The 23,374-nt window shown below is 70.1% G+C and carries 16 protein-coding genes; 4 read left to right on the forward strand and 12 right to left on the reverse strand.

All coding sequences use genetic code 11. The annotated features are described in order from the left end of the window. Positions 1-419 precede the first annotated feature (419 nt). The 5 genes from HHX37_RS11165 to HHX37_RS11185 are packed head-to-tail and all read right to left on the reverse strand — an operon-like array spanning position 420 to position 7,063. Positions 420-2,651 (reverse strand): alpha-glucuronidase, encoded by a 2,232-nt coding sequence (locus HHX37_RS11165; RefSeq protein WP_182885337.1) that lies wholly within the window; start codon positions 2,649-2,651, stop codon positions 420-422. Positions 2,652-2,692: 41 nt separating this feature from the next. Further along, on the reverse strand, positions 2,693-3,427 hold the full coding sequence (locus tag HHX37_RS11170; protein WP_182885338.1) for a hypothetical protein: 735 nt from the start codon (positions 3,425-3,427) through the stop codon (positions 2,693-2,695). Between the two features lie 60 nt (positions 3,428-3,487). Then, a complete protein-coding gene (locus HHX37_RS11175; protein ID WP_182878112.1) occupies positions 3,488-5,143 on the reverse strand; it encodes an extracellular solute-binding protein in 1,656 nt (551 codons plus the stop codon). Between the two features lie 58 nt (positions 5,144-5,201). Beyond that, positions 5,202-6,074 (reverse strand): carbohydrate ABC transporter permease, encoded by an 873-nt coding sequence (locus HHX37_RS11180; RefSeq protein WP_310740335.1) that lies wholly within the window; start codon positions 6,072-6,074, stop codon positions 5,202-5,204. Then, positions 6,071-7,063: an ABC transporter permease gene (locus HHX37_RS11185; RefSeq protein WP_111702022.1), complete on the reverse strand. Its 993-nt coding sequence runs from the start codon at positions 7,061-7,063 to the stop codon at positions 6,071-6,073. Before HHX37_RS11185 ends, HHX37_RS11180 begins: the two co-directional genes overlap by 4 nt. A gap of 309 nt (positions 7,064-7,372) precedes the next feature. Between HHX37_RS11185 and HHX37_RS11190 the strand changes: the two genes are divergently transcribed. After that, positions 7,373-8,413: a LacI family DNA-binding transcriptional regulator gene (locus HHX37_RS11190; protein ID WP_182885340.1), complete on the forward strand. Its 1,041-nt coding sequence runs from the start codon at positions 7,373-7,375 to the stop codon at positions 8,411-8,413. On the opposite strand, the gene HHX37_RS11195 is transcribed toward HHX37_RS11190, so the two are convergent. The 6 genes from HHX37_RS11195 to HHX37_RS11220 form a co-directional block, all read right to left on the reverse strand. Further along, positions 8,394-9,890, reverse strand: coding sequence for an alpha-N-arabinofuranosidase (locus HHX37_RS11195; protein ID WP_182885341.1), 1,497 nt, complete (start codon positions 9,888-9,890; stop codon positions 8,394-8,396). The two genes, HHX37_RS11190 and HHX37_RS11195, sit on opposite strands and share 20 nt — an antisense overlap. Before the next feature lie 173 nt (positions 9,891-10,063). Continuing rightward, entirely contained in the window at positions 10,064-12,958 is a 2,895-nt protein-coding gene (locus HHX37_RS37690) for an NEW3 domain-containing protein (protein ID WP_182885342.1), read from the reverse strand. 176 nt (positions 12,959-13,134) lie between these two features. Continuing rightward, complete coding sequence (locus HHX37_RS11205; protein WP_182878106.1) at positions 13,135-14,334, reverse strand: mandelate racemase/muconate lactonizing enzyme family protein; 1,200 nt, start codon at positions 14,332-14,334, stop codon at positions 13,135-13,137. Between the two features lies 1 nt (position 14,335). After that, positions 14,336-15,163 (reverse strand): carbohydrate ABC transporter permease, encoded by an 828-nt coding sequence (locus tag HHX37_RS11210; protein ID WP_182885343.1) that lies wholly within the window; start codon positions 15,161-15,163, stop codon positions 14,336-14,338. Next, a complete protein-coding gene (locus HHX37_RS11215; RefSeq protein ID WP_182885344.1) occupies positions 15,163-16,140 on the reverse strand; it encodes a carbohydrate ABC transporter permease in 978 nt (325 codons plus the stop codon). Before HHX37_RS11215 ends, HHX37_RS11210 begins: the two co-directional genes overlap by 1 nt. Positions 16,141-16,142: 2 nt before the next feature. Further along, positions 16,143-17,420, reverse strand: a complete 1,278-nt coding sequence (locus HHX37_RS11220) for an ABC transporter substrate-binding protein (RefSeq protein ID WP_182882253.1) — start codon at positions 17,418-17,420, stop codon at positions 16,143-16,145. A gap of 138 nt (positions 17,421-17,558) precedes the next feature. On the opposite strand from HHX37_RS11220, the gene HHX37_RS11225 reads away from it, so the two are divergent. Both HHX37_RS11225 and HHX37_RS11230 read left to right on the forward strand, forming a co-directional pair. Continuing rightward, a complete protein-coding gene (locus tag HHX37_RS11225; RefSeq protein ID WP_182885345.1) occupies positions 17,559-18,326 on the forward strand; it encodes a FadR/GntR family transcriptional regulator in 768 nt (255 codons plus the stop codon). Positions 18,327-18,798: 472 nt separating this feature from the next. Next, positions 18,799-20,475 carry a ThuA domain-containing protein gene (locus tag HHX37_RS11230; protein ID WP_182885346.1) on the forward strand — a complete coding sequence of 559 codons (1,677 nt, stop codon included), beginning with the start codon at positions 18,799-18,801 and terminating at the stop codon, positions 20,473-20,475. 107 nt (positions 20,476-20,582) lie between these two features. On the opposite strand, the gene HHX37_RS11235 is transcribed toward HHX37_RS11230, so the two are convergent. Then, the gene (locus HHX37_RS11235; protein WP_182885347.1) at positions 20,583-22,382 is read right to left on the reverse strand and encodes an RICIN domain-containing protein; all 1,800 of its coding nucleotides are present in this window, start codon (positions 22,380-22,382) and stop codon (positions 20,583-20,585) included. Between the two features lie 667 nt (positions 22,383-23,049). Here HHX37_RS11235 and HHX37_RS11240 point away from each other — a divergent pair. After that, positions 23,050-23,374, forward strand: a 325-nt coding sequence (locus HHX37_RS11240; RefSeq protein WP_279633918.1) for a Clp protease N-terminal domain-containing protein, incomplete at its 3' end; no start/stop codon positions are given.

Genomic DNA, 23,374 nt, shown 5'->3' on the forward strand with positions numbered 1-23,374 from the left:
TCAGGTCTGGCATCGGTTCTCCAAACGCGCTCCGGCCTTGCCGACGGTCCGGCGCACGCCGATACGCCTGATCCCGGCGGTGGCGGGGGCAGACGGGCTCGGCGGGACCGGCACTGTGACGAGGCGGTGTAGGGGGTGAGCGCAAAGCTACAAAGATTTGATGTATGGGTCAATGGTTGTTATCAAAACGCCCGAAAACCCGCCATCTTGCCCCCTTGACCCTCGAGAACATCTGACCTTTGGCCTTAATCCTGTCCGGAACGCGTTGACTTGGGCCGATCTTGCGGGTGGACTGGACGGACGCCCCGGCGTCGGCGCCGCCGTCACGGTGGCGTCACGAAGGGTGATTGCGGCGCCTGTCGCGATCGCAAGCCCCGGCGTCCGGAAGGTCCGGCGTTCGGGGAGGGGCTCGGGAATGCTCAGGGGATGCGGCGGCCTCGGGCGTCGGGCACGCCCGACTTGCGGAGGAAGTACGCGTTGACCTGGTCGCGCCACTCCTCGGCGCAGCGGAGCTGCTCCGCGAACAACTCGCTTACGCGGGCGTGCGGGGCGTCGGGCACCAGCCCGGCGAGCTCCGCCCAGCGCAGCCGCGCCCGGTCCACCTCCTCGACGCCGGCGAAATGCGTGTCGTAGATGTGCTGGATGACGGTGGTCCCGTCGTGCAGCACGTGCCCGTACGGGACGTGGTGGAAGAACAGCAGCAGTTCGTCGGGGCACCGCGCGAGCGACTCGTAGACCTCCGACCACGGCGGCGGATACTGGCCCGTGAACCCCGTGCCGGTGGCGCGGGTGCGGTCGACGCCCACGCCGTCGCGGTCGGCGAAGTGGTAGGTGCCCCACGGCGTGTACTCGTACCCGTCCACGTCCGGGCCGTAGTGGTGGCCGGGGCGGACCATGAACCCCACGCCGAGCGGCACGGTGTACCGCTCGTACGTGCCGCACGAGTCGTCCATGATCTCGTGCAGCGCCTCCCGCAGCCGCCCGTCGTCCCCGCCGGTCGCGTCGTTCCCGCCCGCCGCCGGGAACGTGAGGCCGATCCACTCGTCGAGGATCGCGGCCGGGTCGGAGGACGGCGCCCAGGCGAGCCGGCCGAAGGCGTACAGGTTGGCCTGGGCGAGCGGGTGGCCGGTCCAGTAGGGGTCGTCGCCGACGTTGGAGACCCCCACCAGCCCTCCGCCGGCCGCGCCATCGGCGACGTCACCGGCCACCACGTGGGCCACGCCTGGCCCGGTGGGGCCCCACGGGCGGAAGCCGAGCACCTCGCTCCACATCGGCGCGAGGTAGCAGACGTGCCGCTGCTGGCCGGTGTACTCCTGCGTCACCTGAAGCTCCACCGCGACCCGGGTGCGGGGCATCGCCGCGATCACCGGCGAGACCGGCTCGCGCACCTGGAAGTCGATCGGGCCGTGCTTCACCTGGAGGATCACGTTGTCGCGGAAGCGCCCGTCGAGCGGGGTGAAGTGGTCGTACGCCGCGCGGGCCCGGTCGGTCGACCTGTCGCGCCAGTCCTGCCGGTGGTTGTAGACGAAGGCGCGCCAGTGGACGACCCCGCCGAACGGCGCCAGCGCCTCGGCTAGCAGGTTCGCGCCGTCGGCGTGGTCACGTCCGTACGCGTGGGGCCCCGGCTGCCCCTCGGAGTCGGCCTTGACCACGTAGCCGCCGAAGTCGGGGATCGTCTCGTACACCCGCGCGGTGACGGCGGCCCACCACGCCCGCACGTCCTCGTCGAGCGGGTCGGCGGTCGCCGTCCCGCCGAGGGCGACCGGCGCGGCGAAGTTCACCGACAGGTGTACCCGTACGCCGTAGGGACGCAGCCGGTCCGCGATCGCGGCGACGTCGCGGAGACGCTCGGTGAGCAGGCGGGTCTCCGTGGCGTGCACGTTCACGTTGTTCACCGTGACCGCGTTCACCCCGCAGGCGGCCAGCAGCCGCCCGTAGGCGCGGACCCGCGTCAGGTCGTCGCGCAACGCGCCGTCGCGCCAGAAGATCGACCCGCCCGCGTAGCCGCGCTCGACCTGGCCCATCACCGGGTGCACGTCCACGTTGTCCCAGTGGTCGAGCATGCGCAGCCGGGCCGCGGGCCGGTGGTGCTCGGCCGGCCGCGCGGCGCCGAACGCCTCGTCGCCGAGCCGCACCAGATGGAACAGGCCGTAGAGCAGGCCGGTCGCCGAATCGGCGAGCACCACCGTGACACCGTCGTGCCGGGCGACGACGTAGCCCTCGTCCCCGATGCCCTCGTCCCCGCCGGTCGTGCCGATCACCGGGCCGATGTCCGGGCCGACCGCCGGGCCGTCACCCGGCGAGGGCCCGCGCCGGAACCCGGCCAGGGCCGTCTCGGCGACGGCGGGCAGGGGCCCGGCCGTGGTGAGCGCGAGCACGAGGTCGTACGGCCCGCCCTCGTCCGCGCCGCCGTCCGCGCCGCCGTGCGGGCCGGCCTCCGGGGCCTCGTCCGGGCCCTCCGCCCGCCGCCGGACGCTGCCGCCGTACCGGGCGCAGGCCGACGCCACCTCCTCGTGCACGGTCCCGGCGAGCGGTCCGCCGCCGCACAGGAGCGTGCGGCGCGAGCCGATCGGCCGGAACGCCTCGTCCGGCAGCCACGCCGGGTGGACGCCGCGCGAACCGGGGGTGCCGGGCGGGCCGGAAGAGGTCACGGGACTCCCTTCGGACGGGCGTGCCGGTCGTCGCGGGAGGGTCACGCGGTGAACCTGTCGCGCACCTCGGCGGTCATCGGCCGGCTGTTCAGCAGCAGCAGCGCCGCGAACACCGAGGCCAGCGCCGCCGTCGCCGCCTCGGTGGCGACCAGCGTGAGGCCGGCCGCCGCGACGAGGAGTCCCGCGCCGCCCAGCGCCACCCGGGGCGTCCGGAACAGGAAGTAGACGGCCAGGCGGGCGACGTCCCGCCCCCGGAACGCGAAGAGAGAGGTGATCACCAGCGCGTTCGCGGTCCACACCACCGTCACCACCCCGATGACGACGAGTGGCACCGTCCACCAGTCCGGCACCCCGGCGGCGGGGAAGTTCGCGAGGACGACCGCGACGACGGTCAGCAACGCCAGTGCCGGGACCCACACCTTGAGCGCGCCGCGGACGTTCATCGCGTAGCCGCGCAGGAACGCCGCCGCCGGACGCAGGTCCGCCAGATCCGGGCGGCGGCGGTGCAGCGCGTACAGCGCGGCCGACAGCGCCGGGCCGGCCGGGAGCAGGCAGGCCGCGGCCAGCGGCAGGTTGGTCGCGTCACGCCCGAACAGGCCGAGCAGGACGAGCCCCGCCAGGCCGGGCAGGCAGGCGGTCAGCAGCAGCAGTTCGACCACGAGCAGGGTGTAGACCAGCGCGGCGGCCCGCGAGAGCGGGCCGGTGCCGAACCGCCGTGCCGCCTCCGTCGTCGCCGCGGACGTCGCCGCCCCTGACGTCGTCGTCGTGTCGGTCATGGGGGAGTCTCCTGGTCGATCGGGCCGCCGCGGGGTCGAGCGCGCCTACCGGCGCGACGGTCAGCCGTGCTCCTTCTTGTACCGCTCGTAGGCGCTGTTCGCCAGGTTCACGTAGGCGGACATGTTCTTGGCCTCCAGCTCCTGCACGTACGCGTCCCACTCGGAGAAGTCGCGCTTGCCGAGGATGAACTCGAGCGAGTTCTGCGTGGCGTGGTCCTTCAGCGGGGTCTGCCACAGCGCGGCCTGCTCACGCTCCTCGTCGTTGAGGGGGGCCGGAGGCTTCGGCGGCAGCGCCTTCCGGGCGTTCATGGCCTTCTGCCACTCGATCTCCTCCTCCGAGAAGACCGACTGGAGCAGTTCGGTGCTCCCGCCGTACGCGAACACGCCGTTGGAGAAGCCGAAGTCCTTCTGCAGGTGCTTGGGCGCCCCGGGGTTGAGCCCGACGAAGTCGACGTCCTTCGCGAGGTGGAAGCCGGAGGCGTCCCTGGTGTGGGTGACCCCCTCGACGCCCCACTTGGCGAACACCTGGCCCTCGTCGGAGTACCAGAGCCAGTCGATGAACTGCATCATCGCCACGAAGTTCTTGCTGTCCTTGGCCTTCGCGGAGATCATGATGCCGTTCTCCAGCCGGGTGTCGTTGGAGTCGGCCTTGATGGGCCCGAGCGGCCCGACGGGCACCGGGATCTTGACCAGCCGGGCCTTCGGATTCGCCTTCTTCAGCGGCGGGCGATACTCGTTGACGAGGGTCTGGGCGTTGCCGCTGATCACGAAGGACTTGCCGGACGCCAGCTTCTGGATCGCCTGGTCGTCGGTCTGCGTGAAGCTCTCCGGGTCGAGCAGCTTCTCCTGCACCAGCGTGTGGATGAACTCCAGCATCTGCCTGTACTGCGGCATCGCGCCCGTGTAGGCCCACTTCCCGGCGGCCGGATCCCAGGTCAGGCCGGTGTTGAAGCCCCAGCCGCCGCGGGCCCCGCAGCCCAGGCCGAAGACCTGGTTCAGCATGGCGCCGCCCGGGGTGGGCACGGACCACCGGTCGGAGTAGGGATAGGAGTCGGGGTGCTCCTCCTTCATCGCCTTCAGCATGGCGTGCACGTCGTCCCAGGTCTGCGGGGTCTCAATCCCGAGCTTCTCGAGGACGTCGGCGCGGACCTCCAGCGTGTACTCCACCCAGTAGTCCTCGTGGAGGCCGGGAAGCAGGTAGAAGCGGCCGTCCGACTGCCGGAGGGTGTCCAGGTCGGGCTGCAGGTTCCACTTGGCGACCTTGTCCTTGAAGTTCGGCATCAGGTCGATGTAGTCGCTGACCGGCAGGACCGCGCCGGAGGCGACGAAGGGAACCTCCTGGCCCGGGTAGGTCTTGGGGATGATCATGGGTGCGTCGCCCGCCCCGATGATCAGGCTGCGCTTGTTCTCGTAGTCGCTGAGCGGCACCACGTTCGGCTGGAGCGTCACGTTCGTCCGCTTGGTGAGCTCGGACCAGAACAACCAGTCCTTCTGCAGCGGATAGAACGGGTGGTTGTTGTAGAGGATGGTGAACGTCAGCGGCGCGGCGGCCTTGAACTGCTTGCCGGCGGCGTAGTCGGCCATCGCGCCGTCCCGGTTCGCCGAGAGGGCCTCACCGCTCTTCTTGCCGCCGGTCTCGTCACCGCTGCCGCAGCCGGCGAGCGCGGCGAACGCACCCATGGCGACCATCGCCTGACGCCGGTTGATCTTGTGCATGAGAGGGGGGTCCTTTCCCTGGGGGAGCGGGGCTGCCTGAGTGCGGAGTTCGGCGCGGCTATCCCTTCACCGCGCCGAGCATGACTCCCTTGACGAAGTACCGCTGGACGAAGGGGTAGATCGTCAGGATCGGGAGGACGGTGAGGACCATCGTCACCGCCTTGATGTTGGTGGCGACGGTCATGTCGGTGGCGTCGGCGCCGACGGACGTCCCCGTGGTGGCCCCCGCGGTGAGGTTGCGCAGGTAGACGGTCACCGGGAACAGGTCGCTCTGCGTCATGTAGAGGAAGGCGGGAAACCACGAGTTCCAGAACGAGACGGCGTAGAACAGCACCATCGTGGCGATGACCGCCTTCGACAGCGGCAGCACGATCCGCAGCAGGATGCCGTACGTGCTCATGCCGTCGATCGCGGCGGCCTCCTCCAGCTCCGCCGGGATGCCCTCGAAGAACGTCTTCATCACCAGGAGGTTGAAGACGCTGATCGCGTTCGGCAGCACGATGGCCCAGATGGTGTCCTTCATCCCGAGGCCGGAGATCAGCACGTAGTTGGGGATGAGCCCGCCGGAGAAGAACATGGTGAAGACCGCGACCCCGATCAGGAACGTGCGGCCCTTCAGGTGCCTCTTCGACAGCACGTACGCGTAGCAGGTCGTCATGATCATCGCGATGGCCGTGGCGACGACCGTGTAGACCACCGTGTTGCGGTAGTTCGTCCAGAACGTCGGGTCGGACGCCACGAACCCGTACGTATGGAAGGTGAACCCGACTGGGAGGAGGTTCACCTTGCCGGCCCGGATCGCGAACTCGTCGCTCAGCGACCGCGCGACGATGTTGACGAAGGGATACAGGGTCACCAGCACGACGCCGGTGAGGACGACGGCGTTGACCACCCGGAACACCTGACGGCCCGGGGTCCGGTCCACGGTCACCACAGGCTCGTCCCCACGGTCCGGCGCGAGATCAGGTTCGCCGACAGCACCAGGGCGAGCCCGATGAGGGCCTCGAAGAGGCCGATCGCCGCGGCGTAGCTGAAGCTGTTGGAGATGATGCCCATGCGGTACAGGTACGTCGAGATCACGTCGGCGGTCGGATACGTCAACGGGTTGTAGAGCAGCAGGACCTTCTCGAAGCCGACCGCCATGAACGTGCCGATGTTGAGGATCAGCAGGGTGACCGCGGTCGGCCGGATGCCGGGAAGGGCCACGTGCCAGATCTGCCGCCACCGGCTCGCGCCGTCGATCCGGGCCGCCTCGTACAGCTGGTCGTCGATCGTCGTGAGCGCGGCGAGATAGATGATCGTCCCCCAGCCGACGGTCTGCCACATCTCCGAGGAGACGTAGATCGTCCGGAACCAGCCCGCCTCCTGCATGAACGCGATCGGGTCGTCGCCCAGTGCCCGCAGCACCTGGTTCACCGGCCCGTCCACCGACAGCAGTTCCATGACGAGACCGGCCACTACCACCATCGACACGAAGTGCGGCAGGTAGGACACCGACTGGACGAACCGCTTGATCCGCCGGCCGCGCAGTTCGTTGAGCAGCAGGGCCAGCACGATCGGCATCGGGAAGCAGAACAGCAGGGTCAGCGCGCCGAGGATCACCGTGTTGGTGAACACGTGCCAGAACGAGGGGTCGTCCAGGAACATGCGCACGTAGCGCAGGCCCACCCACTCCTCACCCAGTATGCCGCCGCCGGGCCGGAACTTCCGGAAGGCGATCACGTTGCCGATCATCGGCAGGTACCGGAACACCAGGAAGAACAGCAGCGGGAGGATCGCCAGCGAGTACAGCTGCCAGTCCCGGCGCAGCGCCTGACGCCAGGTGCGGCCCGGAGGGCGTTCCGTGCGGGCCGGGCCGGGGCCCGCCCGCCGGGGGTCACCGGTGTCCGGTGACCCGTCGATCGCCTTGGTGGTGCTCATCCTCGTGCCTCCGGTGCCATCTCCGGTGGCGGCGCCGCCGCGTCGCCACCACGCCGCCGCGTCGCCACCACGCCGCCGCGTCAGCACGCCGCGAACGGAAGACGCCGGGCGATATGACCGAAAGTTTCGATAATGTGGATTAATATTGCGGAAATATAAACCCCTGGACAAGAGGCGTCAAGAGGGAAGTCAAGGGTGGTCCGCTCGCTCCGCGATCACGCTGGTCTCGGCTTATCGAAGGCCCTCGCGCTGGTAGAGTTTCACGAAATTTTCGGAAACTACCAGCCCACGGAAACGACGAGTGGACCGATGACCAGCCCTACCTCCGCCCAGGGCCCCCGCCGCGCGACGATCGCGTCCATCGCCGAGGAGACCGGTGTCTCGGTGACCACGGTGTCCAAGGTCCTCAACGGCCGCCCCGACGTCGCGCCGGCCACCCGGGAACGCGTCGAGGCGTGCCTGGCGCGGCACGAGTACCGCCCCCGCGTGAGACGGCGGCCGCTCAAGGGCCAGATCGACCTCGTCTTCCACCAGCTGAACTCCGTCTGGTCGATGGAGATCATCCGGGGCGTGGACTCCGTCGCCGCCCCCGCGAGGATCGAGGTCGCCCTCTCGCAGCTGGGGGGAGCGCACCGGCTGCCGGAGGAGTGGCTCGACGGCCTGCTCGACCGCCGTCCGCTCGGGGTGCTGTTCGTCCTGTGCGGCCCGTCGCAGTCGCAGCAGCGGAGGCTGCGGCGGCAGCGGATCCCGTTCGTCGTCGTCGACACCGACAGCGTGACGCCCGCGTCCGTGCCCACGGTGGGCTCCAACAACTGGAACGGCGGCCTGCTCGCCACCCGCCATCTCCTGGAGCTCGGCCACCGCCGGATCGCGGTCGTCTCGGGGCCGAAGGACGTGCTGTGCAGCAGGGCGCGGGTCGCCGGCTTCCGGGTCGCCCACGACGAGGCCGGGCTGGCCGTCGACCCCGCCCTGGTGCGGTACGGGAACTTCTACGTCGACGCCGGTTTCGAGCACGGCATGGACCTCCTGTCGGGCGCCGCCCGCCCGACCGCGATCTTCGCCGGGTCGGACCTCCAGGCGCTCGGCGTGCTGCGGGCCGCGCGGCGGCTCGGCCTCGACGTCCCCGGCGAGCTGTCCGTGGTCGGGTACGACGACGTGCCGGCCGCCGCCTGGGTCGAGCCCGCCCTGACCACGGTGAACCAGCCGCTGTCCGACATGGCGGTGGTCGCCACCCAGATGCTGCTCGACCTGGCCCGTGGCGGGGAGGTGGCCACGAGCCGCATCGACCTCGCGAACGAACTGGTGGTCCGCGACAGCACCGCCCCGCCGGTCAGGTCCTCGCCAGCCTGATCACGTTCCAGGAGACCGGCGGCAGCACGATCCGCGGGGGATCGCTCCGGTGGGAGGTGTTGGGGCGGGGCGCCACCCGCTCGGGGTCGTCGGCCGTGTTGCGGGCGTACACGTCCTCGTGGGCGAGCGTCGTGGCCTCGGCGATCCGCACGGCGCCGAGCGCCCGCGTGTCGAGCTCCAGCTCCAGGGGCTCGGTCACCGACCTGTTCACCGCGAACACCGTGGTGAACCGGTCGTCGTGGGTGGCGACCGCGTGGAGCACCGGGACCTGCCCGAACTCGCCGGTCTCGTACGACGGCCCGACCGGCTCGGTGAGCAGGACGTCGCCCGAGGCGTACCGCGCGGCCTGGGCGAACGGGTGGAAGGTCGTCTGCCGCCAGGCCCGGCCGCCCGGCTCGGTCATGATCGGCGCGATCACGTTGACGAGCTGGGCCAGGCAGGCCGCCGCGACCCGGTCGCTGTGCCGCAGCAGCGTGACGAGCAGGCCGCCGAACGCCACGGCGTCGGCGAGGTGGTAGTGGTCCTCCAGCAGCGGCGGCGCGACCGGCCAGTCCGGTGGGGGAGGGGCCGACTGGTGCCTGCTGAGGTACCAGATGTTCCACTCGTCGAACGACACGGAGATCTTCTTGCCGGAGCCGAGCCGCGCCCCCACCTGGTCGGCGATCGAGACGACCGTGGAGATGAAGTGCTCCATGTCGGTCGCGCAGGCCAGGAAGCCGCCGAGGTCGCCGTCCTTCTCCTCGTAGTAGGCGTGGCAGGAGATGTGGTCCACCAGGTCGTAGGTCTCCTCGAGGACGGTCGTCTCCCAGGACCCGAACGTCGGCATCGAGGAGCCGGAACTGCCGCACGCCACCAGTTCGAGTCCGGGGTCGACCATGCGCATGGCCCGGGCCGTCTCCGCGGCGAGCCTGCCGTACTCGCGGGCGGTCTTGTGCCCGATCTGCCAGGGGCCGTCCATCTCATTGCCCAGGCACCAGATGCGGATGTCGTGCGGTTCCTTGGCGCCGCCCGCCACCCGCAGGTCCGAGAGCGTCGTCCCGGACGGGATGTTGCAGTATTCGAGCAGGTCGACGGCTTCCAGGACGCCGCGCGTGCCGAGGTTCACCGCCATCATCGGCTCCAGGCCGGCCAGGCGGGACCACCGGACGAACTCGTCGACCCCGATCTCGTTGGTCTCCGTGCTGTGCCAGGCCAGGTCGAGCCGCCGGGGGCGCCGCTCACGCGGGCCCACGCCGTCCTCCCAGCGGTAGCCGGAGACGAAGTTGCCGCCGGGATAGCGGACGGTGGTCACGCCCAGCTCACGGGTGAGCGCGAGCACGTCGCCGCGGAATCCGTCCGCGTCGGCGGTGGGGTGGCCGGGCTCGTAGATCCCGGTGTAGACGCAGCGGCCGAGGTGCTCGACGAACGTGCCGAACGTACGGCGCCGCACCGGAGCCACCCGCTGGGCGGGATCGATGGTCAGCTGTGCCTTGAGCACGGGCTTCTCCTTGATCGCAGGAGTGTGTCGCCCGGCGATTGTTAGCGCTCGCATGGCGAACGGTCAAGGGCCGGCCGCCGTCGCGGCCGGCCCCCGACGCCGTGTTCCGGTGTCGTGTCCCGTTCCGTGTTCCGTCGCCGTCCGGGCTCAGGCGGGCCCGTACGGCGCCCGGATCAGCTCACGCCGAAGTCGGCGAAGCCGAACTGCCCCGTCACGCCCGCCGCGTGGGACGTGGCGATCAGTCCCGCGTCCTGCCGGTCGGCGATACCGGGCAGGGTCACGGTCGGGCCGACCTTGGTCCAGGTGGTGCCGTTCGTGGAGTAGTAACCGCTGACCTGGTCGCCGGAGCGGACGAGGCGGACCCACGCGGGCGCCTTGATCCCCGAGGCCCCGCTGAACGAGTCGAGGTAGCCGTTGCCGTTGGAGTCCCACTGGAAGGCGACCCCGTTCCCGGGGGTGACCACCATGACGGCGTATCCGGGAGACGAGCCCGTGCCGGTGACGTCGTTGCGGAGGACGACCCCCGCCTTGGCCCAGGCGTTGGTGTTGTCCATCTGGGTGACCTGCGCGGTCACGGTGGACGCGCTCCCGGCCGCGTCGTCCCGGTAGAGCGCGCCGTACTCGTCGAACGACCCGGCGGCGTCCTGCCAGATGTCGGTCCCGGTGGTGAGAATGGCGTACTCCGACCCGGCCTCCGCGAACCGGCTCGGCACCGAGCCGTGCGACTTCAGGGAGGTGAGCGGGTTGAGCGCGGTCAGGGTCAGCGACCTGTCCAGCGTGTAGCCGATCCCGGTCTTGGCGGCGGTGAAGCTCACCGCCGCCTTGACGGCCGCGCGGCTGACCGGTGTCGTGAACGACTCGGGTGCGGTGATCTTCCATGTCTCGGTGGCCGAGGCGTCGGCGGGGAACGCGCGCTTCACCGGCCTGCCGATGCGTTCGGCCCGCCAGCCCTCGGGCACGGTGATCGAGACGGTCAGGTCGGTGACCCGGATGTCGCTCACGTTCCCGGCCGTGACGGTGACGGTCGAGGACCCCCCGGCGCTCACGCTGGCGGGGTCCGCCGTGAGGGAGACGCCGACCGGAGGCCGCTGCGGGTCGGGCGCGCCGCGGTAGTCCCCGGTGGGACCCGCCTGGTAGATGATCCGGGCGGCCTCGACGGGGATGCCGCCGGCGGTGATGGTCACGTTGTCCCTGGTGACGTTGCCGCGCTGGCCGTTGACGATGCCGGTGATCGCGGGGTTGGTGGAGTAGTTGCCGGTGAGGGTGAGATCGCCGGTGTGGTTGCCGTTCTGGTTGTTGGCGTGCGCCCACTGCGCGGCGGTGCCGACGAAGACGTTGCGGTTCGCGCTCACGTAGCGGGAGCCCTCGTCGAAGTACAGGCCGAGCTGCCCGCTGCTCTCGCAGTAGTTCTCGTCGATGACGCTGCGCGGCATCGCCGAGAGCGTGTAGATGCAGCCGGCGTCGAACATGGTCTGCACGACCTTGCGGACGTGGTTGCCCACCACGCGGACGTCGCTCAGGGTCGTCGGCGTGTCGTAGAGCGGCTGGAAGTCGTACAGCCCGCGGTTGATGTACTCGGGGCTGCCTCCCGGGTCGTTGGCGCCCCAGCCGTAGCCGACGCCGATGCCGGTGTACGGCATGTCGGAGACGTAGTTGTGCTCGATCGCCAGCCGCGTGACGTAGCTGGCGAAGATCGCGTCCTGGTCCAGGTATTCGAGCGCGGTCGCGTAGACGCGGTTGTCACGCAGCAGGATGTCGCTGTTGACCATGCGGGGATCGGACGGGTGGTGCGCGTCCGGTCGGATGCCGCCGACCACGATGCCGCCGCCGGCGCTCGCGGTGAACGTGCTCCCCACGACCGACACCCGGTGCGCGCCGAGCCCCACGCCGGTGGCGTGGGCGTCGGCGTCGTTGCCGATGCCGAGCCCGACGGAACCGAGGTTCACGAAGGAGCTGTCCACGAAGGCGACGTCCTCCGCGGCCGACACCTGCACCGCCGCGGCCGCCTGCGCCCAGCCGTTGCGGGAGCCCTCGAAGCCCTTGCAGCCCGAGGCGCACGAGGTGAACGCGTCCGGCGGCCGATGGGGCTGGACGCCGCTGATGAAGGCGCCGGTCTGCTGGTTCGCGTAGCCGTCGGAGGTGCTGGGGTGCAGCCACGTGGTGCCGGTGAAGGTCAGGCCCTCGAACCGGAGGTCGTGGGCCGGCGCGTCGTAGGTGCCGCCGACCTGGACCAGCGACTCCAGGCGGGGAAGCTCGACCCGCGCGCTGGAGATGTCCTGGCCGGGGAGGGGTTTGTAGTAGAGCGTTCCAGCCGTCGAGTCCAGATACCACTCGCCGGGCTCGTCCAGGAACTTCCGCGAATTGAGCAGGAAGAACTTCGGTGTCCGGAACGGGGCCTGGATGGCGTCGTACCCGTACGTGTTGTTGTCCCAGGCCGGCTGCTGCATCACGACCGTGGAGCCGGAGATGCTCTCCACCGGCGCGAACCGGTTGGTGAACGACAGCATCGCCTGGAAGTCGATGCGCTTCTGGTCGGGAAGCGTGGCGAGGTAGGCGAGATCGGGGTTCTTGATGGTGAAGCCGGTGGGGGTCAGGGTGATGTCGGACCGTGCCACGCTGATCCGTGCGCGCTGCGCGGGCTTCCCGTCCACGTAGAGCTGCCTGGTGTCGAACCCGGTGCCGACCTGGGCCCGGTAGACGCCGGTGGCCTCGTCGTCGACCTCCCAGCCGGTGACGGGCGTGGCGCCGCTCAGCACGGGCGTGGCCCCGCGCGCGGCCTTCCAGGTGACGGTGTGCCCGTTCCGGCCGGAGTCGGCGGCGTCGAAACGCAGCGGCGAGGTCAGCCGGTAGGTCCCGTCGAGGAGTTCGACCGTGACGTCGCGCGTTCCCTCGGCCGCGGCGGCCCGGGCCCGCCGTTGTGCCTCTCCCAGGGTGGCCAGCGGCCGCACCTTGCTGCCCTTGTTGTTGTCGTCGGCGTTCGTGGCTCCGGTGGGCGCCACCACGATCGTCTCGGTGGCCTGGGCCTCCGCCTGGGCGGGGCCGGGCGCGGCGAGCAGTCCGGCGGTCACGAGTAAGGCGGCGGATGCCGCGGCCGATGTTCTTCCCTGTGGTCGTCTTTGCGGCTCGGGTGACGGACGCATGGTTCTTCCTTTCTTCCGGCACGGAGTGCGCAGGGACGGCGAGCGCCGAGCGATACGGATTACTCGGAGCGGGTTACCTCGGTGCGGGGTACCTCGGGGGCGGGTTACCTCGCCGCCCGGTCGCTTGAAGAGGTGAGCTGGTGCGGCCGGTGGCCGTGGTCGGGCACGGGGAGCAGACGCCGCCCGGCGTGCTCCGGCCGGACGTTGGGGCTGTCGGCCGTGGCCGCGCTCGCCCGCCGGGTGAACGCGCCGATCGCGCTCTCGTCGACCGTGAGGCCGTGGCCCGGCGCGTCTCCGAGGACGAACGCGCCGTCCTCGATGTGCATGTCGGCGGACACGCCGAGCGGCGGCCGCAGGTCCTGCAGCTCGCTGACCAGGTGGTTCGGCACCGACGTGGCGGCGTGCAGCAGCCCGACCGGCGTGTTGCCGATCGGGCTGACCGGCAGGTCGTGGGCGTGCGCGAGGGCCGACACCCTGAGGAAGTGGGTGACGCCCCACACGGCGGCCGTCTGGACGATGTCGACGGCCCCCGCCGCGAGCAGCGGACGGAACTGTTCGAGCCCGCTGAGGTTCTCCCCGGCGGCGACCGAGGCCCGGATCCCGCGGCCGACGGCGGCCATGCCCTCGGCGTCCCAGCGCCGTACGGGCTCCTCGATCCAGGTGAGGTCCAGGACGTCTTCGATCTCGCCGACGTGCCGGACGGCCTGCTTGCGCGTCCAGGCCTCGTTCACGTCGAGCATCAGGCCCGGCCGCGCTCCCTGCCCGGCCTCGGTCAGGACGTCGCGCACCAGCTTCAGCCGGCGCAGGTCCCGTTCGACGTCGAGGCCGCCCTTGATCTTGGCGGCGCGCAGGCCGTACCCGGCGTACTCCTTGTAGGCCGCGACGAGCTCGTCGTCGGTCAGGCCGATGTCCAGGCCCGAGGCGTACGCCGGGACCCGCCGGTCGCGTCCCCCCAGCAGGCGCCAGAGCGGTTCGCCGGCCGCCTGCGCCTTGATGTCCCACAACGCGGTGTCGATCGCGCCGATGGTCCCGAACACGACGCCGGCGTGACCCGCCTTGAAGGTGTGCCGCAGCATGCGGTCGTAGAGCGCCGTGACGGCGCGCGGATCCTCGCCCTCGACGGCGGCGAACACCGTGTCGATCTCCACGTGCGGCCCGATGCCGACCCCGGTGATCCCCTCGTCGGTGTCCACCATGACGATCTGGACCGGTACGACCCCGTCGGCGTAGACGCCGTTGGCGTCACCGACCGGGCGGCCCCAGTCCTGGACCGTCTTGAGCGTGCGATACCCCGAAATCCGCATGTCAGCCCTTCGTGGAACCAGCGGTCACGCCGTCGGCGATCTGGCGCTGGAGGAACAGATAGATCATCAGGACCGGGACGGCGGCGATCAGGACTCCGGAGGCGAAGGTGGGGATGTCGTCGGAGTACTGTCCGCGCAGCGAGGTGACCCCGACCATGAGGGTGCGGTGGTCGGCCGAGTTCATCGTCAGCAGGGCGATCAGCACGTCGTTCCAGCAGAACAGGGTGTCGAGGATGCCGACCGACAACAGCGCCGGCCTGCCGAGCGGGATCATGATCCGCCGGTAGACGCCGTAGACGGTGTTGCCGTCGATCCGCGCCGCGTCGACGATCTCCATCGGGATCGTCGTGTAGTGGCTGGTCATCAGGAAGACGGTGAACGGGAGCCACTGCGCGACGTAGGCGAGGATCAGTCCCGGATAGGTGTCGATGAGGCCGGTGTCCGCCATGACCCGGGCGAGCGGCACCATGATCACCTGGAACGGCACGAACAGCGCCGCGAGACAGCCCAGGAAGATCACCCTGGAGCCGCGGAACCGCAGCCGGCTCAGCGCGAAACCCGCCATCGACCCGAGCAGCAGCAGCAGGGCCACCGAGACCGTCACCACGAGGAGCGAGTTGACGAAGTACCGCGCCATGCCGGCCTCGGACCACGCCGTGCCGATGTTCTCCCAGTGCGGGGAGTTCAGGGGGGCGAAGCGGTCGAGGACGTACTCGCGCCGGGTCTTCAGGGCGACGTTGGCGGTGAACACCAGGGGGTAGACGGTGGCCAGCGCGAGGGCCGCCATCGGAACGGCGGCCACCCATCCGCTCAGGCGCCTGCCGCGCATCAGTCCTGCCTTCCCGCGCGGCGGAGCAGGCCGACCTGCGCCAGCCCCACCACGAGCATGATGAGGAAGAGAACCGTCGACGCGGCGGAGGCCAGCGCCGGGCGGTTCATCTGTCCCTGCTGGATCCAGATGTAGTACTCCGGCAGGTACGTCGACCCCTCCGGGCCGCCGCTGGTCATGACGTACAGCAGGCCGAACATGGACGTCAGCATGCCGATCATGGTCGTCACGAGCACGAACGCGATGGTGCGGGACAGGCTCGGGATGACGACGTGCCAGATGGTCCGGGCGAGTGACGCGCCGTCGACCCGCGCGGCGTCCAGCAGCGAGGCGTCGAGGGTCGAGAACCCGGCGAGGAAGACCACCAGCGCCATCCCGAACGTCGCCCACACGTGCACGCCGACCACGGTGAACATGGTCACGTCCGGGTCGCCGAGCCAGTCGACCGGGCCGATGCCGATCGTGCCGAGCACGGTGTTCAGCGGGCCGTCGAAGGCGAGCATCAGGTTGAAGATCGACCCGACGATCACCGGTGAGAGCACGGCGGGGAAGAAGTAGACGCTGCGGAACACCCGGTGCCCGGGGACCCGCAGGTAGATGAACGTCGCGAGCAGGCCCGGGATCGCCACCGCCACGGGCAGCAGCAGCACGAGCAGCCCCACGTTGCCCAGCGCGGTGCGGAACAGCGGGTCGTCGAACAGTTCCAGGTAGTTGTCGAACCCGACCGTCGTCCCGTTGCGGTCGCCGTCGCCGGTGAAGGAGAAGTTGACGCCGAGGATCAGCGGGTACAGCCGCAGCCCCAGGATGATCAGTACGGCCGGGGCCACCAGGACGTACGGTGCGAGACGCTCCGAGCGCGCCGCCCGCCGGGCGCCCGCGCCGGTGGCGCCGTGGCCCGCCTGTCGTGTGGTGTCCTCCCCGCCGGTCCGCCCGGGCGCACCCGGGCGGACCAGCGGAGAGGAGCCTCCGATCGGCATTGTCAGCTCGCCTTGTCGGCCGCGGCCATCTGGTCCATCGCCTTGTCGACGGTCACCGACCCGCTCAGCAGCTTCTGCGACAGCCGTCCCATCAGGTCCAGCGTCTTCGAGGACAACGCGACGTGCAGGGCGGGCTTACCGCTCTTGATCGCCGACACGATGGCGCCGGCGGCCGGGCCGGACTGCGACGCGTCGATCGTGGTGTCGGAGGCGATCGCGCCGGCCTTGGCGTAGAACGCGGTCAGGGCGTCGGTCGACGTCAGGGACCGCACCAGGTCGGCCGCCAGCTTCGGGTCCTTGGTCCACTTCGCGACCCCGTAGCCGATGCCGCCGTCGTAGGCGAGGCTCGGAGTGGCTCCGTCGGTCACGACCGGGGCCGGCATGACGCCGATCTGGTCGGGCGGCAGGAACTCGCCGAAGTCCTTCCAGTGCCCGATGTCCGACATCAGCCCGATGACGTTGGCGGCCTTGCCGGACTGGAAGATCGCCCACGAGTCGTTGAACATCGCGGTCGAGTTGGCCCCGGCGTTGTTGAAGCCCTTGTCGTTGACGTCCTTCCACAGCGTGAATATCTGCTTCACGTGCGGGGAGGTCCAGTCGCGCTTGCCGGCGATCCAGTCGTCGTACTCCTGGGGAGTGAGCACGCCCGAGCCCAGGCCCGAGAGGAAGAACTGGATGCCGAAGCCCTCCTTGTTGCCCAGCGCGAAGCAGCTCTTCCCCGCCTTCTTGACGGCCGCGCAGGCGGTCATGAGCTCGTCCCACGTCGCGGGCGGCTTGGCCGGGTCGAGCCCCGCCTTCTGGTAGATGTCCTTGTTGTAGTAGATCGGGTGTCCCTGCAGGGTCACCGGCGCGGCGTAGACCTTGCCGTCCTTGCTGAACGCGTCCCAGCCCGCGAGCCGCTGGCGGTCCTCGGCCACGTACTCGTCCAGCGGGAGGAGCGCGTCCACGCGGTCACGCAGCTGCCCGCCTCCGTTGAAGAGCATGACGTCCGGTCCCGTGCTGGACTGGATGGCCGTGCCGAGCAGGGTGTAGTAGTTGTCGAAGGGCTGGGCCACGAACTCGACCGTGACGCCCGGGTGCTTCTTGGCGAAGTCCGCCTTCGCCTTCTCGATATAGGAGGCCGCGGTCGCGTCGCCCGACTTCCAGTCCCAGACCACCAGCTTGCCGGTGCCGGAGGTTCCGGAAGCGGCAGGTGAGGGGGCCGTTCGGGTGGCGCTTCCACATCCCGCCACGGTCAGCCCCGCGACCAGGACGGCCGACCACAGTGTTCGCTGCTTCATGGCTGTCACTCTCCAGAGCGTGGCCGGTTGACCCGGCCGTCTGCGGCGAAAACGTAACTCGTATGACGTCTGACGTCAATACTCCTGACATATACTCGCCGGTGGGCGTGCCGTCCCGGCAGGCCATCGGAGGATGAGATGACGGCATCGCAGGAATCGGCCCGCGACGTCCCGTCGCCTGCCTGGGTACGCCGACCGGCGAGCCTCGCCAAGGCGGTGACGGCGGAGCTGGTGGTGCGCATCGTGCGCGGCGTGCACCCGTCGGGGACGCCTCTGCCGCCCGAGCCCGCGCTGTGCGAGGCCTTCTCGGTGAGCCGGACCGTGGTCCGCGAAGCGGTGAAGATCCTGCAGGAGAAGGGCCTGGTGCAGGTGCGCCAGGGCGCCGGCACCATGGTCACCCCGCCGACGTCGTGGGACATGCTCGACGAGCTCGTTCTCTCGGCGACCATCGCCGAGGACGAGAGCCTGGCGATCCTCGACGACGTCGTCGTCACGCGGCGCGTGCTGGAGGCCGACATGGCCAACGTCGCCGCCCGCCTGGCGGACTCCGACACCGTCGACCGGCTGCGCGCGCTGGTCGACCGCATGGACGAGCTCGTGGACGACCACCTGACGTACGAGGAGCACGACCGCGCCTTCCACGACATGGTCATGCGGGCGTCCGGGAACCGCATCGCCCGGGGCGTGGTCCGCTCGCTGGAGAGCCAGGTCGTCAACACCGCGCGCTACATGGGCCGGTCCGAGCGGGCCCTGTGCGTGGCGTCCAACCTCGGTCATCGCCGTATCTACGAGCGCATCGCCGCCCACGACCCCGACGGCGCGGCCGAGGCGATGTTCAACCACATCACCGACGCATGGCTCGTCCGCCGCAGCGGTCCCGCCAATCCCGTACGCCTGGAACGTTAGAGACGTCGGAGACACGGCCCGCGGGCCGGACGCCGGGATCGCGGGCGCCCGGCCCGATCACGCGGTCCACGAACCGCGGAGCGGCGGGGGACTCGTGCCCGGGCGAAGAGTGCGACACATATGAACGCTTCATAGGGGCTGCCGGCCCTCGGCCGGCGCGTCGCCGCGCTGACCAGAGCGGGTGCCGACGGTGACCGGGTGCGGTTGTGCGGAGACCGGTATAAGCGGGCTTACGGTCTTGACGGTCTCGTCACGCGCAAACTAACTAGTAGCTGACCCTCCGGGCTCTCCTTCCCGGGCCGGCTCACTCCGAAGATCCGCACAAGCCGTGCGCCGTCGTACGCCGCTCGTCTCGACGGCGGGATTCCCCTCACAGGGCGTGACCTGACCACACCTGATGCGGCGCCCGGGCAAGGCCCCCACGACACCAGGAGAAGGGGGCCGTGCCGGGCGCCGCGACGAAAGGACACCCATGCCGAAAGCCGCAAAGGTCTTACTGAGCGCGTCGGCGGCGGCCGCCGCGCTGGTCGCGAGCGTGTCGCTCCCGACCGCCGTCCACGCCGCCGACCCGGCTTACAAGGTGCTCGTGTTCTCCAAGACGGCCGCGTTCCGGCACGACTCCATCCCGACGGGCATCCAGGCCATCCGCGACCTGGGCGCCGCGAACAACTTCACCGTCGACGCCACGGAGGACGCGAACGCGTTCACCTCGGGCAACCTCGCGCAGTACAAGGCCGTGGTCTTCCTCAGCACCACCGGGGACGTCCTCAACGCCACCCAGCAGACCGCCTTCCAGTCGTACGTCGACGGCGGCGGCGGATACGTCGGCGTCCACTCCGCGGCCGACACCGAGTACGACTGGCCCTACTACGGGCAGCTGGTGGGCGCCTGGTTCAACAACCACCCGGCGATCCAGCAGGCGACCGTCAGGACCGAGGACAGCACGCATCCGGCGACCGCGGGCCTCGCGGCGGCGTGGTCGCGGACCGACGAGTGGTACAACTACCGCACCAACCCGCGGTCCACGACCCACGTGCTGCAGACCCTCGACGAGAGCAGCTACAGCGGCGGGAACATGGGCGACCACCCGATCACCTGGTGCCACCCGCAGGCGTCCGGCCGGTCGTTCTACACGGGCATGGGTCACTCGATCCAGTCCTACTCCGAGCAGGGCCTCCGCAACCTGCTGCTCGGCGGCATCAGGTACGCCGCCGGCATGGTGCAGGCCGACTGCGCCCCGCCCGGCAACAACAACGGAACGACGATCGAGGCCGAGTCCTACACCTCGCAGTCGGGAGTCCAGCAGACCACCCAGAGCACGGCCGGCGGCGGCAAGGCGGTCGGCTTCATCGAGAACGGCGACTGGACGGGTTACTCCTCGGTGAGCACGGCGGGTGCGACCCGGTTCACCGCGCGCGTCTCCTCGGCCGGCTCGGGCGGCACCATCCAGATCCGCTCCGGCTCGCAGACCGGCACCCTGCTCGGCCAGGTCGCGGTCTCGTCCACCGGAAGCTGGGACACCTTCACGACCGTGTCCACGACCCTGAACGGATCGGCGTCCGGGCCGCTCTTCCTGGCCTTCACGGGAGGATCCGGCTACCTGTTCAACGTGGACTCGTTCTCCCTCACCAAGTCCGGCTCCAGCCCGAGCCCGAGCCCGAGCCCGAGCCCGAGTCCCAGCCCGAGCCCGAGCCCCAGTCCGAGCCCGAGCCCCAGTCCGAGCCCGAGCCCCAGCCCGAGTCCCAGCGCCAGCCCCACCCCCAGCAGCCAGACGGTCGAGGGTGAGGCGTACACCGCGCAGTCGGGCCTGCAGCAGGCGAACCACTCCACCGCCAGCGGCGGCCGGACCGCCGGCTACATCAACAACGGTGACTGGGCGGCGTACTCGCAGGTGAACACGCAGGGCGCGAAGACGTTCTCGGCGCGGGTGTCCTCCGGCGGCTCGGGCGGGACGATCCAGATCCGGTCCGGGTCGCAGAACGGGACGGTGCTCGGCCAGGTCGCGGTCTCGTCCACCGGAAGCTGGGACACCTTCACGACGGTCTCGACCACTCTGACCGGCTCGGCGTCCGGTCCGCTGTACCTCGTCTTCACCGGTAGCGGCACCGGCTACCTGTACGACCTCGACACCGTCACCGTCACCCGATGACGCGGCAGCCCGGCGGCGAGGCGTCCTCGCCGCCGGGCCGTCTCACGGCCGTCTCCGTTCCGGCGGCCCTCCGGCCACCGGAACGGAGAGGGGGCCGGGGGGAGGGGTCAGCTCCGGGTCCACTTCTGGCTGGTCGTGCCGGTGCAGGACCACAGCTGCACCTTCGTGCCGTTCGCGGTGCCGAAGTTGCTCGCCTCCAGGCACTTGCCCGACTGCACGCCCGTGATGGTGCCGTCGGAGTTGACGTTCCACTGCTGGTTGGCCTGGCCGTTGCAGTCCCAGATGATCGCCCGGGTGCCGTTCGCGGTGCCGGCGGCCTCGGCGTCCAGGCACTTGTTGCCGTACACCTGCAGCTGCTTCGACGAGGTGTACGTCCACTGCTGGTTGGCCTGGCCGTTGCAGTCCCAGAGCTGGAGCTGGGAGCCGTTGGCCGTGCTCGCGCCCGGCACGTCCAGGCAGCGGCCCGCGTTGACGTTGCGCACCGCCGTCGCGCCGCCGCTCGGAGAACTCGGAGAAGCCGACGGCGACGGACCCGAGGTGTCGGGGGGCAGGAGGGTGACGGTGTAGGTGTCGTCGATGCTCGTGTGCGGGACGTTGACGGTGGCGCCGTTGTTCGACACGTTCACCACGGTGTTCTGGACGGTGACCGGGCCGGTGACGGCGCCGCCGCCGCTGTAGGGGATGCGCTCGACGACGACGCGTACCTGGTTGTTCTGCACGATGCCGCTGGTGGTGTCGAGGCGTTGCAGGTTGACCGCGACGTTGCCGGTGGTGCGGCCGCCGCCGAGGAGGATCTTGGCGTTTGCGGTGTCCTTCGTGGCGAAGGCGTCGTAGTTCGAGCTGGGGGTGACCGAGGCGATCTGCCCGGTCTGGGAGCCGTAGAAGCGGTAGACCCACCACTCGCCCTTGGGCGAGTACTGCCCGGCGGAGTTGTGGGTCAGGAGGTTGCCCAGGTCGTTGTGCAGGTTGCCGCCACTGGCCCAGTTCGCGCGCAGGCCGTCGGCTCCCGCCCGTTCCAGCCGGGCGATGTACCAGGCGCCGTCGGCCGGGTTCTGCTCGTTGGACGCGCCGTACTCGTTGATCTGGTACGGGCGGGGGTGGGCGATGCCCCGCGAGTCGAGGCTGGTGTTCGCGGTGGCCACGTTGGACACCGGGTCGCCGGGCAGCGAGTGCCAGCTGACGATGTCGGGCACGGCGTTGTTGGCCTTGACGTAGTCCAGGTACTGCGTCCACCAGCCGCTCGTGGACGGCACGCCCGCCAGGCTCGGGCCCACGATCAGGTGGGACGGGAACGCGGCCCGGATGCGCTGGTAGGCCCGCTTCCACATCTCGAAGTACTGCGACTGGGGACGGTTCCAGAACAGGGTGATGTTGGGCTCGTTCCAGATGTCCCACTGCACCGGGGCACCCGTCGCCCGCACGTCGTTGATCACGCGGGTGAGGAAGTTGTCGTAGTCGGTCCAGTTGCCGTTGTCGCCCGGGAAGCGCGAGATCGCGTAACCGTCGGCGCCCCACAGGTCGTGCACCAGCAGGACGAACTCCCCGCCCAGCGAGCGGGTGCGCAGCAACTGCGCCCGGGTGGCGTTCCACCGCCGGTCGTACTTGCTCGACACCCATCCGCCCGGGCTGTCGAGCTGCGCGCCACCGGCCCGCATGTACCGGTACTTCACGTCGGTGAAGAAATGGTCCGGCGGATTGGCGCCGTTCTCGGTCATGCCGTAGATCCACCCCGACGCCCGATAGGTCGGGGAACCGTTCGTGACGGAGAAGTTCACGGTGATGGACTCGTCGGCGGCCTGGGCCGGCCCGGCGGTCGCGAGGACGGACGCGGCGACCATGGCCGTGGCCGACAGCAGTGCGGCGAGGCCCTGGCGACGCCGGCGTCGCGTACGGGGGGTGGTGTCCACTGGCGACTCCTTGGACAGAGGGGTGTTCTGGGAGTTGTGCTGGGGGTTGTTCTTTGGGGGCTGTACGGAGGGCCGAGCGAAATGCCGAACCTCTCCCGGGGCTTCCCGGACGCCGTCGCGGAGCGGTTCCCGGCGGGCCTCACCGGTGGCCGCGCCGCAGGCGCGGCGGAGGCTCCCGCCGGATCAGTCGAATCGATTCGTCGCGAAGCCTAGGCTTGCCCCTGAGTTGATGTCAATGGTGGGTGTCCTGTATGTGTACGGACTGTTTCCCGGCCAGCGCCACGGCGTGCGATCCCGCGGACCTGGACCGGTCTCATCGCATGAAACTTCCATCGAACCGGTTAGAGATGGGATGCGGTGAGCGAGGGAGGGGGACGCCGTGCCGCTCGGGTGACGTCCGGGCCGGCGCCCGGTTCGGTGGTTACGCTTCGCGCGAAAGAACCGCAGGGCGGGGGCACCCCCCCCGGGCGTCCCCGGTGCGTTTCCGGGCCGTTCACGGCGAAGACGCGCAGCCCACGGCGGGTGGCCCCCGGCGCGTTGGGTCACGCCCGCTCGCCGGCCGGGCCGGTCCACCAGCTCCGTGCCGGGATTACGGAGGGGCCTTACCCGGGGCCCGGCAACTAGAGTGAAGACTCCGATTCAGGCTCAGCTTCGGAGGGGAGCCGACATGTTCGAGAGGTTCACCGACCGTGCGCGGCGGGTTGTGGTCCTGGCCCAGGAAGAGGCCCGGATGCTCAACCATAATTACATCGGTACCGAGCACATTCTTCTTGGGCTGATCCATGAAGGCGAAGGTGTGGCGGCCAAGGCTCTGGAGAGCCTGGGGATCAGCCTCGAGGCCGTACGCCGGCAGGTCGAGGAGACGATCGGCCAGGGGCAGTCGGCGCCGTCGGGGCACATTCCCTTCACTCCGCGTGCCAAGAAGGTGCTCGAGCTGTCGCTTCGTGAGGCGTTGCAGCTTGGGCACAACTACATCGGCACCGAGCACATCC

The sequence above is a fragment of the Microbispora sp. H10885 genome (assembly GCF_014161415.1).
Taxonomy (GTDB): Bacteria; Actinomycetota; Actinomycetes; order Streptosporangiales; family Streptosporangiaceae; genus Microbispora; species Microbispora triticiradicis.

What these genes read in the sequence shown, in the direction of transcription:
- HHX37_RS11170 (WP_182885338.1), bottom strand. Translation starts at nt 3,427, where the DNA reads ATGACCGACACGACGACGACGTCAGGGGCGGCGACGTCCGCGGCGACG.
- HHX37_RS11175 (WP_182878112.1), bottom strand. Translation starts at nt 5,143, where the DNA reads ATGCACAAGATCAACCGGCGTCAGGCGATGGTCGCCATGGGTGCGTTC.
- HHX37_RS11185 (WP_111702022.1), bottom strand. Translation starts at nt 7,063, where the DNA reads ATGAGCACCACCAAGGCGATCGACGGGTCACCGGACACCGGTGACCCC.
- HHX37_RS11190 (WP_182885340.1), top strand. Translation starts at nt 7,373, where the DNA reads ATGACCAGCCCTACCTCCGCCCAGGGCCCCCGCCGCGCGACGATCGCG.
- HHX37_RS11205 (WP_182878106.1), bottom strand. Translation starts at nt 14,334, where the DNA reads ATGCGGATTTCGGGGTATCGCACGCTCAAGACGGTCCAGGACTGGGGC.
- HHX37_RS11210 (WP_182885343.1), bottom strand. Translation starts at nt 15,163, where the DNA reads ATGCGCGGCAGGCGCCTGAGCGGATGGGTGGCCGCCGTTCCGATGGCG.
- HHX37_RS11215 (WP_182885344.1), bottom strand. Translation starts at nt 16,140, where the DNA reads ATGCCGATCGGAGGCTCCTCTCCGCTGGTCCGCCCGGGTGCGCCCGGG.
- HHX37_RS11220 (WP_182882253.1), bottom strand. Translation starts at nt 17,420, where the DNA reads ATGAAGCAGCGAACACTGTGGTCGGCCGTCCTGGTCGCGGGGCTGACC.
- HHX37_RS11225 (WP_182885345.1), top strand. Translation starts at nt 17,559, where the DNA reads ATGACGGCATCGCAGGAATCGGCCCGCGACGTCCCGTCGCCTGCCTGG.
- HHX37_RS11230 (WP_182885346.1), top strand. Translation starts at nt 18,799, where the DNA reads ATGCCGAAAGCCGCAAAGGTCTTACTGAGCGCGTCGGCGGCGGCCGCC.